The 14683-nt window shown below is 63.9% G+C and carries 11 protein-coding genes and 2 pseudogenes; 7 read left to right on the top strand and 6 right to left on the bottom strand.

What is annotated here, in order from left to right; translation table 11 throughout:
* Positions 1-111 precede the first annotated feature (111 nt).
* From ACUSIJ_RS10345 to ACUSIJ_RS10330, 4 genes are all read right to left on the bottom strand, one after another.
* Complete coding sequence (locus tag ACUSIJ_RS10345) at positions 112-1167, bottom strand: ABC transporter ATP-binding protein (protein WP_449308311.1); 1056 nt, start codon at positions 1165-1167, stop codon at positions 112-114.
* Entirely contained in the window at positions 1160-2896 is a 1737-nt protein-coding gene (locus ACUSIJ_RS10340) for an ABC transporter permease (RefSeq protein ID WP_449308310.1), read from the bottom strand. The genes ACUSIJ_RS10345 and ACUSIJ_RS10340 overlap by 8 nt, the downstream gene beginning before the upstream one ends.
* On the bottom strand, positions 2886-3995 hold the full coding sequence (locus ACUSIJ_RS10335) for an ABC transporter substrate-binding protein (RefSeq protein ID WP_449308309.1): 1110 nt from the start codon (positions 3993-3995) through the stop codon (positions 2886-2888). Before ACUSIJ_RS10335 ends, ACUSIJ_RS10340 begins: the two co-directional genes overlap by 11 nt.
* Positions 3996-4165: 170 nt before the next feature.
* Entirely contained in the window at positions 4166-5689 is a 1524-nt protein-coding gene (locus ACUSIJ_RS10330) for an MmgE/PrpD family protein (protein WP_449308308.1), read from the bottom strand.
* A 215-nt stretch (positions 5690-5904) separates the two neighbouring features.
* Here ACUSIJ_RS10330 and ACUSIJ_RS10325 point away from each other — a divergent pair, with 215 nt between their 5' ends.
* The gene (locus ACUSIJ_RS10325; protein ID WP_449308307.1) at positions 5905-6633 is read left to right on the top strand and encodes a GntR family transcriptional regulator; all 729 of its coding nucleotides are present in this window, start codon (positions 5905-5907) and stop codon (positions 6631-6633) included.
* 35 nt (positions 6634-6668) lie between these two features.
* On the opposite strand, the gene ACUSIJ_RS10320 is transcribed toward ACUSIJ_RS10325, so the two are convergent.
* Positions 6669-7802: a PrpF domain-containing protein gene (locus ACUSIJ_RS10320; RefSeq protein ID WP_449308306.1), complete on the bottom strand. Its 1134-nt coding sequence runs from the start codon at positions 7800-7802 to the stop codon at positions 6669-6671.
* 133 nt (positions 7803-7935) lie between these two features.
* On the opposite strand from ACUSIJ_RS10320, the pseudogene ACUSIJ_RS10315 reads away from it, so the two are divergent.
* The 6 genes and pseudogenes from ACUSIJ_RS10315 to ACUSIJ_RS10290 all read left to right on the top strand — a co-directional run.
* Positions 7936-8140 (top strand): annotated as a pseudogene (locus ACUSIJ_RS10315) (ABC transporter ATP-binding protein); the annotation flags it as partial.
* Positions 8141-8275: 135 nt separating this feature from the next.
* Complete coding sequence (locus ACUSIJ_RS10310; protein ID WP_449308305.1) at positions 8276-9352, top strand: tartrate dehydrogenase; 1077 nt, start codon at positions 8276-8278, stop codon at positions 9350-9352.
* Positions 9322-10389: pseudogene (locus tag ACUSIJ_RS10305) on the top strand (AbrB family transcriptional regulator); the annotation flags it as partial. The gene ACUSIJ_RS10310 and the pseudogene ACUSIJ_RS10305, both read left to right, overlap by 31 nt.
* Positions 10390-10498: 109 nt before the next feature.
* Complete coding sequence (locus ACUSIJ_RS10300) at positions 10499-11509, top strand: phosphoglycerate dehydrogenase (RefSeq protein WP_449308304.1); 1011 nt, start codon at positions 10499-10501, stop codon at positions 11507-11509.
* Positions 11510-11590: 81 nt separating this feature from the next.
* On the top strand, positions 11591-12517 hold the full coding sequence (locus ACUSIJ_RS10295; RefSeq protein ID WP_449308303.1) for a LysR family transcriptional regulator: 927 nt from the start codon (positions 11591-11593) through the stop codon (positions 12515-12517).
* Positions 12518-12619: 102 nt separating this feature from the next.
* Complete coding sequence (locus tag ACUSIJ_RS10290; protein ID WP_449308302.1) at positions 12620-12886, top strand: NAD-binding protein; 267 nt, start codon at positions 12620-12622, stop codon at positions 12884-12886.
* A gap of 228 nt (positions 12887-13114) precedes the next feature.
* Here ACUSIJ_RS10290 and ACUSIJ_RS10285 read toward each other — a convergent pair whose 3' ends face one another.
* Positions 13115-14602: an NAD-dependent succinate-semialdehyde dehydrogenase gene (locus ACUSIJ_RS10285; protein ID WP_449308301.1), complete on the bottom strand. Its 1488-nt coding sequence runs from the start codon at positions 14600-14602 to the stop codon at positions 13115-13117.
* Positions 14603-14683: the final 81 nt, after the last annotated feature.

Genomic DNA, 14683 nt, shown 5'->3' with positions numbered 1-14683 from the left:
ACCGCCGAAGCCATGGAGGCCCTGCCCATGGGCCCGGCCTTCGTGTCGTCGATCGCGTCCCGACCCCCGGCTGAAGATGGGCGGCGCTCCGGCGCCAACCATGTCCGCAACTCAGAACAGCCAGAGATCCTCGGGAGCGATCTCCGCCCAGCATGGTCCCGGCGCCCGATCGGCCTGCCCCCAGGCGCGAAAGCGGACCCCATCAACCGAGAGCATGTATTCGCGCCGCTCGCCCAGATAGAGCATGGCGTCGAGGTGGCACCGCATGCGGTTCGGCCCCGGCGCGTCGGCGAGACGCACGCGTTCGATCCGCGTGAGCGCCACCGTCCCATTGCCCACGCGGCCCGCCCCGCGAACGACGCCGTGCATGTCGGATTCGCCCAGCCGGAAGCTGGCAACGCCGTCCCGAACCTCCCGGACGGTCACCGGGAAGCGATTGTTACTCCCCATGAACTCCGCCGCCCCCAGCGACGCCGGACGCTCGTAGATTTCAGCAGGCGGTCCCTCCTGCTCCACGCTGCCGCCGCGCAGCAGCATGATCCGGTCCGCGACCGCCATGGCCTCGATCTGGTCGTGCGTAACGTAGAGCGCACTGATGCCGGCCTGCACGATGAGTTCACGCAACCAGGAGCGCGCTTCCTCGCGCAGCTTCGCATCGAGGTTGGACAGCGGTTCGTCCAGAAGCAGGATGCGCGGCTGGTAGACCAGCGCCCGAGCGAGGGCGACGCGCTGCTGCTGCCCGCCCGATAACTGATGCGGATACCGCTCGCCGAGGTTCGAGAGGCCCAGCCTTTCGAGCAGCGAAGAAACCTTCCGTCCGCTCTCCGCCGCGCCGACGCTGCGCAGTTTCAGTCCGTAGGCGATGTTCTGGCTCACCGTCTTGTTCGGCCACAGCGCATAGGACTGGAAGACGAGGCTGAGGCCGCGCTGCTCGGGGGGCAGATTGATGCCTCTGCCGCTGTCGAACACGACATTGTCGCCTAGCGTGATGCGGCCGGAACTCGGCTCGTCGAGCCCCGCCACCGATCGCAGCAAGGTGGTCTTGCCGCTTCCCGAATGCCCGAGAAGCGCGACGATCTCCCCCGCTTGCAGCGTCAGCGAGATGCCCTTGAGGATTTCCAGAGCGCCGATCTGCCGCCGGATGTTGTCAATCACGAGTTCAGGCATTGAGACGCACTCCAAGTCGCAGCGCGAGGATCAGGGGAAGCCCCACCAGGCAGAGATTGATGACGGACATGGCGGCGATGAGGTCGAGCCCGCCGCTGCCGAACAGGGAGACGATCATCGAGCCGATGACCTCCGTATTCGGGCCGAGAAGATAGACGCCAGTCGAGTATTCCCGCGTGAAGGTCATGAAGATCAGCAGCCAGCTCCCGATCAGCCCGAACCGCACGAGCGGGATCGTCACGTCCCGATAGGCCCGCCCCTCACTCGCGCCCGAGACCCGGGCGGCCTCCTCCAGCTCCGCGCCGACCTGATACAGCGCGGCGCTGATCAGGCGCGTGCCATAGGCAAGCCAGACGACCGTATAGGCGATCCAGAGGCTGGCGAGCGTGCTGCGCAGCGGCGTGAGGAAGGGCACGAAGAGAAAGATCCAGAGGAAGGCGAGGCCGGCGATGAGCCCCGGCAACGCGCGGGGCATCATGACGAGGAAGTCGAGCACGGCGGCGCCGGAGCGGCGCCAGCGGTGGCCGATCAGCGCCACGGCGGTGTAGCAGCCGACCGCCAGCGCCCCGCCGATCCCCGCGAGCAGGATCGTGTTGACGATGCTACGGACGAGGTTGGGATAGTTGAACAGCTCCGCGTAGTTGGCTGTCGTGAAGACGCTCGTGAGGTCGACCCCTTCGCCCCAGGTGGAGACGAGCGAGCGCAGCACCAGACCGCTGATCGGCAGAATGACGGTAAAGCCCAGCCACAACATCACCATGCCGAAGGCCGGCCAGCGCCAGACGCCCAGGGACAGCGGGCGTCCGGACATGCCCTTACCCCGGATGGTGACGTAGTGCTCCGACGCGCGCAGCAGGCGGCGCTGCAGCAGCACCAGCGGCAGCGTCATGAGCACGATGACGACCGCCACCACCGCCATCAGATGATACGACGGCGTCCCCAGCAGGTTGGTCAGCTTGTAGAGATAGGTCGTCAGCACGACGACGCCGGCGGGGTCGCCCAGAATCAGGGCGAAGCCGAACATCTCGATGCCGAGCAGGAACACGAGCATGCCGCTGAAGACGAGCGAAGGCAGGATCAGCGGCATGCTCAGCGTGAACGCCACGCGCCAGACGCCGGCGCCGGCGATGCGCGCCGCCTCCTCCACCTCGGGATTGAGGCCCCGCAAGGCTGCGGAAGCGTAGAGATAGACGTGCGGGACATGCGTCAGCCCCGAGATAACAATGAGCGACTCGATCGAGTAGAGATTCCACGGGATGGCGCCAAACAGGCTTCGCGCCCATAGGGACACGAAGCCGACCGGCCCGATCGACACCACATAGCCGAACGCCATCACGATTGCCGAGATGAAGACGGGTGTGAGCAGCAGCGGCTCGATCCAGCCGCTTCCCGGCATGTCCGTGCGCGTCATCAGGAAGGCCAGCAGCGCGCCCAGCGAAACCGCGATGGCCAGCATGCCGAGCGCGATGATCACGGAATTGGACAGGGCGCGATAGAATTCCGGATCGCCCAGCACGAATTCGTAGGCGGAGAGGCTGAGCGTCGCGCGCGGCATGAAAAAGGGCGTGCTCAGGAAACTCTGGTAGACGATGAGGGTGATGGGTGCCAGCACGACGAGCGCGACGCCGGCGACGCCGATTGCCCTTATCGGATTGCGTCCGGGAATCCGTCGGCGGGCGGGCGCCCTGGCCCAGCCCGCCTTCGTCGGCACGGAGGCATCACTTTGCACGGAGCGACTCCTGGAACTTGCGCAGGAACGCCACTCTCCCGCTTTCGTTCATCACTCGGTCGAGCAGTTCGTCGCCGATCGGGATCGGGCGGATGGCCCCGCCGACCCGTTTCGCGAGCGCGGCGGCCGTCAGATCGCCCGTGAGATCGCTGCGGATCGAATAGAGTTCGGCCTTTTCCATCAGCAGCTTCTGGCCGCGCGCGGACAGCAGGTAGTCGAGGAACAGGCGCGCCGCGTTCGGATGTTCGGCCCGGTCGGCGATCAGGGCCACGCGGGAGAGGATCAGCGTATAGTCGGACGGCGTGACCATGCCGATCGCCGGATTGCGGCGCTGAAGCGCAGGAACGTAGGAGCCGATCGTGTTCCACGCCAGCACGTATTCACCCGATCCCACCTTCTCCATCATCGAGCCGGAACTCGCGTCGATCCGCATGCCGCTCTTGCCGAGGCTGGAGAGCGCTTCCCAGAAATCGGGCCAGTGCACCTCGTCGAACATGTTCAGCATCAGGCCGAGCGTGCGGCTCGGGTCATAGGTGGTGAACCTGCCGTTGAAGAGGTCGGGCTTTTCCCTGACCAGCCGCACCAGATCGGCATGGCTCGTCGGCACGGCGTCGTCCTTCAGGATGCGGTTGTTATAGATGAACACCAGCGGCTCGAAGGTTGTGCCGTAGGCGATGTTCTTCCAGTTCGCCCAGTCCGGCAGGTTCCCCGTTTCCGGCGATTCGTACGCCGCCGCATAGCCGTCGGCGGCAAGGCGCGTGCCGGTGTCCATGCCGCTGGTCCAGACGACATCGGCGCTGGGCTGGCCGGCCGCCTGCTCCGAGATGACGCGGTTGTAGATTTCGGCGCTGGAAATATCCGAATACTCGACCTTGATTCCCGGATAGAGCGCCTCGAAGTCGGCGATCAGCGGCTGCACCGACGCCGCGTCGGTGGTCGAGTAGACTCGCAGCCGTTTTTCCGCCAGGCCCTTCGCGATTACGTCGGCGTAACTTTCCGGATAGCCGGCCGGCACTTCCGCCGAGGCGGCCCTACCGGGAACCAGCATGCACGACAGCGCCAGCGTGGACGCGACAAGCAAAGAACGTCTCGAAAGCATCTTTTCCTCCCTGTTCTTTATTTGTTTTACCGTTTTTTATTTTTGTCCCGGCCGAACCGGATATTTTTCAGCCTTCAGGCTGATGTTCCGCCGGAAATATGGACCGGCGGAAAGACTTCCAGAGAACCTCGAGCCCGAAGCCGGATCGCCGTCCGTACAGCGAAGCCGCCTCAGGGCGCGGACAGCTCGAACAGGCCGCTTTTCAGCCCCCGCGGCTCGCGGCGATCCCTTTCGACTTCCAGCGTCAGTTCGACCAGCTTGCCGGCCGGCAACTCCGGCAGGGCCAGCGCATGTGTCAGGAAGCGGTCGATCTCGGCATCCCGCACCGTCAGGGAGGCGAGCGACCGGAACTTGCGCAGGTAATCGTCGCGGCCGAAGGGGCTGGCGCCGGAAGGATGCGCATCCGCGACATCGAGGGATTCCTCTGTCACCGTACCATCCTCGAACGTCACGACCGCACGGCCGCCGAAGGCGCGCCGCATCGGATCGGGATGATGGTAGAGCGCGGTCCATTCCTCGTCCTCGACCGTGCTGATCTTGCGCCACAGGGCCACCGTCTCGGGACGGCTGGCGCGCTCGGGCGTATAGCTGGCGATATGGTCCCAGACGCCATCCTCCAGCGCCACCGCGAAAATGTACATGGCGCTGTGATCCAGTGTCTCGCGGCTTGCCTGCGGGTTATATTTCTGGGGATCGCCCGAGCCGTTGCCGATGATGCGATGCGTATGGTGGCTCGTATGGATGACGATCGAGCGGATGACGGCGCGCGTGTCCGCGATGCGTCTGCGGAGCCGGAATGCGAGGTCGATCAGCGCCTGCGCCTGGATTTCCGCGGAATAGGCCTTCGTATAGGTCTCCATGATCGCGCGCTTCGGCTCTCCCTTTTCCGGCAGCGGAACCGCGTATTCCGCCTCCGGTCCCTTCAGCAGCCACGCGATGATGCTGTCGTCGCCCTCGTAAATCGGCGTCGGCGAGGTCTCTCCGCGCATCGCCCGGTCGATCGCCTCGACCGCGAGCTTGCCGGTATGGGCCGGCGCATTGGCTTTCCAGCTCGAGATTTCCCCTTTCCGTGACTGGCGCGTCGTCACGCTCACGTGCACGATATGGTTGAGGGCCTGATAGAGCGCCTCGATCGGCAAGCGCATCATGGCGCCGATGCCCGCGACCATGCCCGCGCCGATATGCGTCAGGTGATCGATGCGGTGCTTGTGCAGGCAAATCCCCTTGGTCAGGTCGCCGCACACCTCATAGGCGGCGGCCACCCCCCGGACGAGGTCAGCGCCGGTCGCGCCGAACTGCTGGCCGGCTGCAAGCACGGCCGGGATCATGTCGCCCGGGTGATTCATGTCCTCGGCGAGAAACGTATCATGGAAATCGAGTTCGCGGACCGCCGTGCCGTTCGCCCAGGCCGCCCATTCGGCCGACACGCGCTGGTGCCGGGGCAGTCCATAGACCGTCGCCCCACCCGGATGCGGATGGCAGACAGCCTGCGCGCGCGCATTGGCCACCGGACGGCGCGCGATTCCGGCGATGGCCACGCCGCTATTGTCGATGACCCTGTTGACGATCATGTCGACAACATCCCCATCCAGCGGGGCTTCGTCCAACGCAACCTCCGCCAGCTTCCACGCCAGAAGGTCCTGGTGGGCAGGCATCTCGGAGCTTCTAAGTACGCGGATTGTATGGACTTTCATCTTCTTGTCTTTCCTCCCCGTCCTGCCGGATGTTTTTTTCTTCAGGGAGAAATGCTAGGCTGAAGGCGCATTTTGTCAACAAAAAAGTGGATCACGTGGATCAACAAGCGCGCAAATTGCCCAAAGGCCGGATTTCTGTCTACAATCCGGCCTCGATTCTTCGTTTAACGACGAGATTGTCGACATATCAATGCATTCCGCCCGGAGGCCCGCCCATGAACGACGTATTTCAGGAAGTTGCGGACGGCGATGACCAGATGCTGTCCGACCGGGCATTCCGCCAGTTGAGCGACGCCATCGTCAAGGGCGAGATCAGGCCGGGCTCGAAGCTGAGCGAGCCCGACCTCTCGCGCCGCCTCGGCGTCAGCCGCGGGCCGCTTCGCGAGGCGATCCGCCGTCTGGAGGAGCGGCGGCTCGTGACGCGCTCGCCGCGCCTTGGCGCCCGCGTCGTCACGATAACCCACCAGATGATGAGCGAGACCTTCGCCATCCGCGAGGTGCTGGAAGGGCTTGCCGCGCGTGAGGCGGCGCGGCGGATCACCAGTGCGCAGATCGAGGAGCTGCGCGCGATGCTGCAGGGGCACGAGAAGCTGGTCGGCGTCACGCCGGGCGGCTACATTCAGAGCAGCGCCAACGCGGAGTTCCACTTCGCCATCACGCGCTACAGCGGCAATGCCAGTCTTTTCCAGCTCCTGTGCGACGAATACTACCAGCTGATCCGCCTGTGCCGCTTCCAGCATGCGATCGACGGCGCGCGCGCCCAGCGCGCCTTCGTGGAGCACCAGCGGATTGCGGAGGCGATTTCCAACCGCGATCCCGAACTCGCGGAACTGCTCATGCGGCGGCACATTCAGGCTTCCCGCGCGAACATGGAAAAGGCGCTGCTGGAGCGGGAAGCGCAAGAGGCGACCGCAGCGTCCGCCCGCCGCAGCCGCAAGGGCTGACGGGCCGGGGACCCGGACGGACATGCCGTCCCTCGTCAGGGTGCGAGGTAGACCCGTCCGTCCATCAGTCGCCGGGCCGTACGATAGACGACGGCATCGATCACCTCGAAGGAATCGCCCCGCGCCTCCACGGTGGCGGAAACCGGCAGCACGCCGGACGCGTGGGCGATCCGCACATCCGCATCCGCGGCGAGGGGCTGCGCGAGACGGTTTGCGATGGTGCCGGGAATCTTGACCGCGGCGGCGAGGCACATGGCGCCCGTGAGTGGCGATGCCTTGTGCGGCTGGCCGGTTGCCACCATCCGCGCGACGATGTCGCTGGAAGCGTCCTCAGGCGCCGACAGCAGGGCGACGATGGGAAGGCTGCGGAGCGCCGTGCGGGCCTCGTCTTCCGAGGCGACCAGCCCCATCGCCACGGCGGCCGCGCGCCGTATCGCCTCGAAGGTCTCCAGCAGGGCCGCGTCCGCGGCGAGAAGCGACGCCGCCTCGTCTCCCCGCAGGCCAATGTCCTCTGCCGTGACGAAAACGACGGGATTGGAGACATCCAGCATGGTCACCGCGAGGGCGGCGGGGAAGCCGGCCACCTCCAGCCGGTCGATGGCGTTCGCGGTGGGCAGCAACCTGCCCGTCGCCGCGCCTCCGGGTGCCTTGAACGCGAGCCTGATCGGCGCACCGGTGCCCGACACGCCCTGAAGCGAGAAGCTGCCCGCCTCCACGGCCTTGCCGCCCGCCACCGCGAAACTGGCGACGACGATCTTGCCGGTATTAGTGTTGTGAATACGCACCGTCTGCGTTCCATCCGCGGCCGGCACCAGCCCTTCGTCCACGGCGAAGGAACCGACCGCCGAAGAGATATTCCCGCAATTACCGCGATAGCCGACGATGCTGTCAGCGACGCCGACCTGGGCGAACGTATAATCGACATCGGCATCGTCGCGAGTGGAAGGCCCCACGACGGCCACCTTGGAGAGTGAAGAAATGCCGCCCCCCATCCCGTTGAGTTGCCTGCCATGGGGATCGGGACTTCCAAGCGCCCGGAGGAAGATGTCGGACCACAGGCTTCGCCTGCCATCGGGGTCGACGGCAGGCAGATCCCGTTGGTGGAACACAAGCGCCTTGCTCGTACCCCCGCGCATGAAGACGACTGGCAAAGACCGTGGTAGAGACATTGTTGTCTACAATTCTCAGGTATGTTGCGTATATTTCCCCATAAAGTAGCTATTTTCATTATCCTTGTCGACATAAATGTTTGGTTCCAGAAACTGACGGATCAGATCACTTCTGAATCTCCTCGGGGGCTTGGATATCAACGGCAGGCGGATTGCCATGGTGTTCGGATCCGTTGGCGCTGAATCCCGCCTGCACCGTCGGTTGGCAACTTGCCGAGATGTTTCGCATTCACGGTAGCGAAGCCGGCAATCTGCATGCGGAGGCGATAAGGTTGCTCGGCCGCGTCGGCATCCCCGATCCGGAGGAACGCGTCGACTTCTATCCGCATCAGTTCTCCAGGGCCAGCGTCCGGGCGATCGCGATGCGCTGACGCTGCATAGATACATGCCGAACCGGCAATGGACTGGAACAGCGGCGGTTGCCATCCTTCCACGACGTATCAAGGTGTATTGCATGAGCAGCAGGGGCCATCGTGGAACGTGAAAAAACAAACGTTTACAGGATCGCGGTCATTCCTGGCGACGGTGTCGGCAAGGAAGTCGTTCCGGAGGGATTGAGGGTGCTCGAAGCGGCGGCCTCGCGCTACAGCTTCGATCTTAAAATCGATATCTTCGATTTCGCATCATGCGACTACTACGAGAAGCATGGCCACATGATGCCGGAGGACTGGAAGGAGCAGATCGGCAGGCATGACGCGATTTTTTTCGGTGCAGTCGGTTGGCCGGCCAAAGTTCCGGACCACATTTCGCTGTGGGGATCGCTGATCCAGTTCCGCCGCGAGTTCGATCAGTACGTGAGCCTGCGCCCTTGCCGGCTGATGCCGGGCGTGACGTCTCCGCTTGCGGGCCGGAAGCCGGGCGATATCGATTTCTACGTCGTGCGGGAAAACACCGAAGGTGAATATTCCTCGATCGGCGGTAGCATCTTTCCGGGCACGGAACGGGAAGTTGTGATCCAGGAGACCGTGATGACCCGCAAGGGCGTCGACCGCATTCTCAAGTTCGCGTTCGAACTCGCTGCCGAACGCAAGGGGCATCTCACTTCTGCGACGAAGTCGAATGGAATCTCCATCACGATGCCCTACTGGGACGAGCGTGTCGAGGAAATGGCGAAGAACTACCCGGATGTTCGCCGGGACAAATACCACATCGATATCCTGACCGCTCATTTCGTGCAGCATCCGGACTGGTTCGACGTCGTGGTGGCATCCAACCTCTTTGGCGACATCCTATCCGATCTCGGCCCGGCCTGCACCGGCACGATCGGAATCGCGCCGTCGGGCAACATCAATCCTGAGCGGGATTTCCCTTCCCTGTTCGAACCGGTGCACGGTTCAGCGCCGGATATCGCAGGCCTGTCCGTGGCCAATCCGATCGGTCAGATCTGGTCGGCGGCGATGATGCTCGACCATCTGGGCGAGCGCCCTGCGGCCTCGGCGATCCTCGGCGCGATCGAGCATACGCTTTCGGATAGGCGGCTGAGGACGCGTGACCTGGGCGGCACCGCCGACACGGTCGCATGCGGGAAAGCCGTCGCGGCTGCCATCTGATGTGCCGCAGGGAAATCAGCGGTGTCACCGACCTTGAGAGGATCCGTGCCTTTCTTTTCGCCCTGATGCTCGGCACGATCGGCGGCGCGCTGTTTGCCTGTATGCATCTCCCCCTTGCGTGGATGCTGGGATCGATGCTGGCCTGCACCGCGGCGGCGGCGTTCGACGCGCCGATTGCGGCACCTGCCTGGGTTCGCCCGCCAGTGATCATCGTGGTCGGATTGGCTCTGGGGGCGAGCTTTTCGCCCGACATAGCAAGAGCTGCCATACAATGGTTGCCGACGATCGTCGGCCTCGCTCTCTACCTTTCCTTCGGCGGCGTCGCCTGCGTCCTCTATCTCAGGTACGTTGCCGGATACGATCGCCTGACGGCCTTCTATTCCGGCATGCCCGGCGGATTGTCCGAGATGGTGATTTTCGGCGAGCAGAATGGCGCCGACGTCCGGCGGATTGCTCTCATCCATTCCTCGCGGATTATCCTCGTGGTGTCGACGCTCCCCCTCATCATCTCGCTCTTCAACCACGCGCCCGCTGTCGCGGCATCAGGCGCGGCCGCGGCATCGGGCGAGTGGTCACATCCGGACTTTCTCTGGGCCGTTGGCGCGGCTGTCGTCGGCGTTCTGCTTGCGCAGATTCTCCATCTGCCGGCCAAATTCCTGCTCGGTCCGATGCTCGCGAGCGCCACGATCCATCTCTTCGGCCTTTCCGCCTTTTCGTTGCCGACGCCTGCCGTGAACGCAGCGCAAGTTGTGCTGGGTGCCATTATCGGCTGCCGGTTCCGCGGCGCCCATCATTCGCTCTTCCTGTCCGTGGCGTTTCACTCGGCGGTCGTAACGGGTATCCTGCTTTTGCTGACCCTCACGTTTGCGGCCCTGTTCGATCACTCCATCGATGCGGGCTTTCTGCCCGTCGTGCTTGCGTATTCGCCTGGCGGGCTCACGGAAATGGGTCTCGTCGCCGTTACGCTGCAAATCGACGTCGCATTCGTCATCGTCCATCATCTGCTGCGCATCTTTCTCGTGCTTACCGCCGCGCAGCTGCTTGGCCGGAAGATGGGGGGACGATGCCATCTGAGAAACAGTCGACCGCTTTCAGGGTGCCGGCCACCCGGGCGGCAGAAAATGGGCATGAAAAGGGGGAGCCACCATGACCGGGGCAGGAAGAAAGGTCGTCGTGACGCAAAGGTATTTCGACCAGGCAACGATCGACTATCTCAGGAGCAACAACTGCGAGGTCGATATCCTGGACTTGCCGAAGGGAAAGGGGGATGGAAATCTGACGCACGACGAGCTTCGGAGTGTTTTGGCTGGAGCCGGGGGCTGGATCGTTGGACACGCGCACGTCACGCGCGCACTGCTTGAGGACTTGCCTGACCTTATCGCAATAGCGCGCCGGGGCGTGGGCTACGAGCGCGTGGACGTGAACGCCGTGCGTGAACTCGGGCGGGTTATCACCATCGCAGCCGGCGGGAACGACGCGTCGGTGGCCGACCACGCAATCGGTCTCATGCTGGCAGTCGGGCGACGCCTGCGCGAGACGCAGAACAGGATGCTGGCGGGCGACTGGACCATACTCGTCAGCTCGGACCTGAACAGCAAGACAGTCGGGATCATCGGTCTTGGCCGTATCGGCCGCAGTGTCGTGAAGCGTCTGCGGGGCTTCGATTGCCGCGTCCTCGTGCACGATCCGTACCCGGACGAAGAATATGCCCGCAGCGAAAACGTGACATTCTGCGATGTCGCAACAATCTTGCGCGAGAGCGACTACATCTCCCTGCATGCCCCGCTCGTTCCCGCCACGCGGAACCTGATCGACGCCCGGGCCATCAGCCTCATGAAACCGTCGGCAATTGTCATCAATGCGGCCCGTGGCGGTCTCGTGGATGACCGGGCGCTCCTTGACGCGCTGAAGCAAGGCAAGCTCGCGGGGGCGGGGCTCGACGTCTACCTTAGCGAGAGCGACAGGAGTTTTGCCGATGTCACGGCCGAGCTCATCGCCCTGCCGAATGTCGCCGCCACGCCGCATTCCGCCGCATCGTCGCTCGAAGGCCTGGCCCGAACGAATATGGTTGCAGCGCAGTCCGTCGTCGCCATTCTTGACGGGAAAGACCCGCCGGAGGCCTGCATCATTGCCGATGGCCGGCGCCGCGGCAGCTGAGCTGTCGCCGGAACTCGATTGCGAGGAGGTGACGTCTGTCCTATGAAAACAAGCACAGGGCAGGGAGGATGTTAACATCCAATGGAAATTGCGTGGCTTGAAGATTTCATAGCGCTTTCGGAGATCGGACATTTTTCCCGCGCTGCCGAACGGCGGAACATTACCCAGCCGGCCTTTAGCCGCCGTGTTCGAACATTGGAAGAATGGGTCGGCACACCGCTCTTCGACCGACATCCGCACGGCATTGAGCTGACGAGTGCCGGCGAGCAGTTCAAGCCCCTTGCCGAAGAGGTTATCCGCCTCGTTTATCTCGGACGGGAACAGGCACGCTCTGCGGCCCAATCCGCCGCCGAAACACTGCGTTTCGCGTCGACGCATGTGCTGTCGATCAATTTCTTCCCCGACTGGCTGCGCCGCATCGAGGAGCGGACCGCATTGGAAGCGACGGTAAGCCTCATGGCCGACAACATGGCGGCCTGCGAGCGCAAGATCCTGCAAGGGGAAGCGCATTTCCTCCTGTGTCATCACCATCCTGCCGCCGCCACTGCCCTGGACCCGAAGCAGTTCCGCTGGATTGATCTCGGCGACGACATTCTCGTGCCCGTGGGCGTGCCTGTCGCCGAGGGCAGCAAGGAACCAAGACATGCTCTCCCCGGGACCAGGGAGTCGCCCGCCAACTACGTCTCGTACAGTCCGACCTCGGGGATGGGCCGCATCGTCGCGGCGACGCAGGCGCTGGATGCGCCGCCGACATGGCTGACGACGGTCTTCACATCGCATGTCGCGACCGTGCTGCTCGCCATGACGCGGAACGGTCGCGGCCTCGCGTGGCTGCCGCTCAGCCTCGTGCAGCCCTTTCTGGAAAGCGGCGAGCTTGTGCGGGCCGGCGAGGAGAAATGGGACATCCCCATCATCATACGGATATTCCGGCCGCGCCTCCGGCAAAGCCCGACGGTGGAACGCTTCTGGTCCTTCCTCAAGGAAATATACGACATTTCCGGGAAATAGGCCGCCGCGTGTTGCCGGGATGAGTAACGATTGATGTCGATTCGGCATTAGCCGCGTAACGGCGCCGGGTAGGTTTGGAACTGATGGAGACCTGCCGCCGGTATGAAGCCCGCCGCCTCCGGTCGCCCGCTCGCACGGCCTGTGACGCCGTCATCCTCATGGTGCCCGATACACCGGACGTCGAGCAGGTGTATCGGCCTTCACCAGAAGGACATCGCTCTCGCCCTCCAGACCGCCCGGCAACTCGAGATGAGCCTGCCGAACACGGCGACGGTACAGGAACTCTTTGATGCCTGCGCCGCAAGAGGAGGCCACCGTTGGGATTATTCGGGCCTGATTGACGCTCTTGAGCCGCTCGCCGGCCTCTAGCGCAGCGTGCAGAAAAGTGGATACCACTTTTCGTCGCTCGGCCGAGTATCAAACGGCCAGACGTTTCCGTGACGGTCACGGCGTCGGCGAATTCGTCATCGTCGAAGGATTGCCGGAGGACCCGACTCCAGCCTGACGCCCGCCCCCGGCTCTCCTGAAGGCACCGCCGCACACAAGTTGCGAGGTCCGGCAGATCGGCGGCGGGGGAGGGGGCACAGGACGGACGTGCTACCACTCGGCTGATATATATTGCGCCTCAAGAAACTCCAGCATGCCCTCCTGAGCGCCCTCGCGGCCGATGCCGGACTGTTTCACGCCGCCGAATGGCGCGGCCGGGTCCGACACCAGGCCGCGATTGAGGCCGATCATGCCGAATTCGAGCTGCTCGCAAAGGGCGAGCCCACGTTTCAGGTCTTTCGTATAAAGATAGGCGGCGAGACCGTATTCGGTGTCATTGCATCGTCTGACGAGGTCCTGCTCGTCCGAGAAGCTCGCGATCATCGCGACAGGGCCGAAAATTTCTTCGCGGAAGCAGCGGGCGTCATCGGGCACGTTCACCAGCACGGTCGGTGGGTAGAAATATCCAGGCCCCGGTAACGCCTCTCCGCCGATCAGCACCTCGGCTCCGCGCAATCTTGCATCGGCCACGAGTTCCTCGACCTTGTCCCGCGTTTTCGCGTTGACCAGCGATCCGACCTCGACGCCTTCCGTCAGGCCGTTGCCGACCTTCAGGGCGCTCATCCGCTCGCAGAACTTGCGGACGAACGCGTCCTTGACGCTGTCGTGGACGTAGAACCGGTTGGCGGCGGTGCAGGCTTCGCCGAGGTTGCGCATCTTCGCCACCAGCGCGCCGGAGACGGCGGCATCGATATCGGCATCGGCAAGGACTATGAAGGGAGCGTTGCCGCCGAGCTCCATTGCCGGTTTCACGACGCAGTCCGATGCTGTGCGAAGCAGCTTTCGTCCGACCTCGGTCGAGCCGGTGAAGGAGATGATCCTTACCCGCGGGTCATGCAGCAGCATGTCGACGAGAGGGGCGGGGCGGGTTGTCGGCAGCACATTGACAACACCTCTGGGCACACCCGCTGCCTCAAGGATCGGCATCAGGGCAAGCATCGTCAACGGGGTTTCCGAGGCGGGCTTGATCACGACCGGACAGCCAGCAGCCAGCGCCGGGGCGATCTTCCGCGTGCCCATCGCCGCCGGGTAGTTCCAAGGTGTGACGAGCACCGCTATGCCGATGGGCCTGTATTGCACCAGGATACGGGCGCCGGAAGCCGGTCCCCTGGTGATCTCGCCGATGTTGCGTACTGCCTCCTCGGAATACCATCGAAAGAACTCCGCTGCGTAGGCGATTTCCGCGCGGGCGTCGGGAAGCGCCTTGCCGTTCTCGATGGTGACGAGACGGGCGAGCGATTCCGACCGCTCCATGATAAGCGTATGCGCCCGCCGCAGAATCTCGGCCCGTTCGCGCGGGGGACGGCCAGCCCATGTCGCGAAGGAAGCCTCCGCCGCATCCAGGGCGGCCCGGCCATCCTCGATCGTCGCATCGGCGACAACGGCGACGGCCTCATCCGTGGCCGGATTCGCAACCTCGAATGTCCGGCCGTCGAACCCGTCCCGCCACGCGCCGTCGATATAGAGACGGTCGGGCACTGTGATAGAAGGACATTCCGCGTTCAGAATGTCATACGCCGCATGCAAGGTTTTAGACATAAAGGGTTCTCGACAAACAATATAGGATACGATATCTATAGACCGTCCCCTTTGGTCCGTCAACTGACATACCGTTCCGGA

This window comes from Pseudochelatococcus sp. B33 (assembly GCF_053570585.1).
This window is presented reverse-complemented; position numbering and strand designations above follow the sequence as displayed.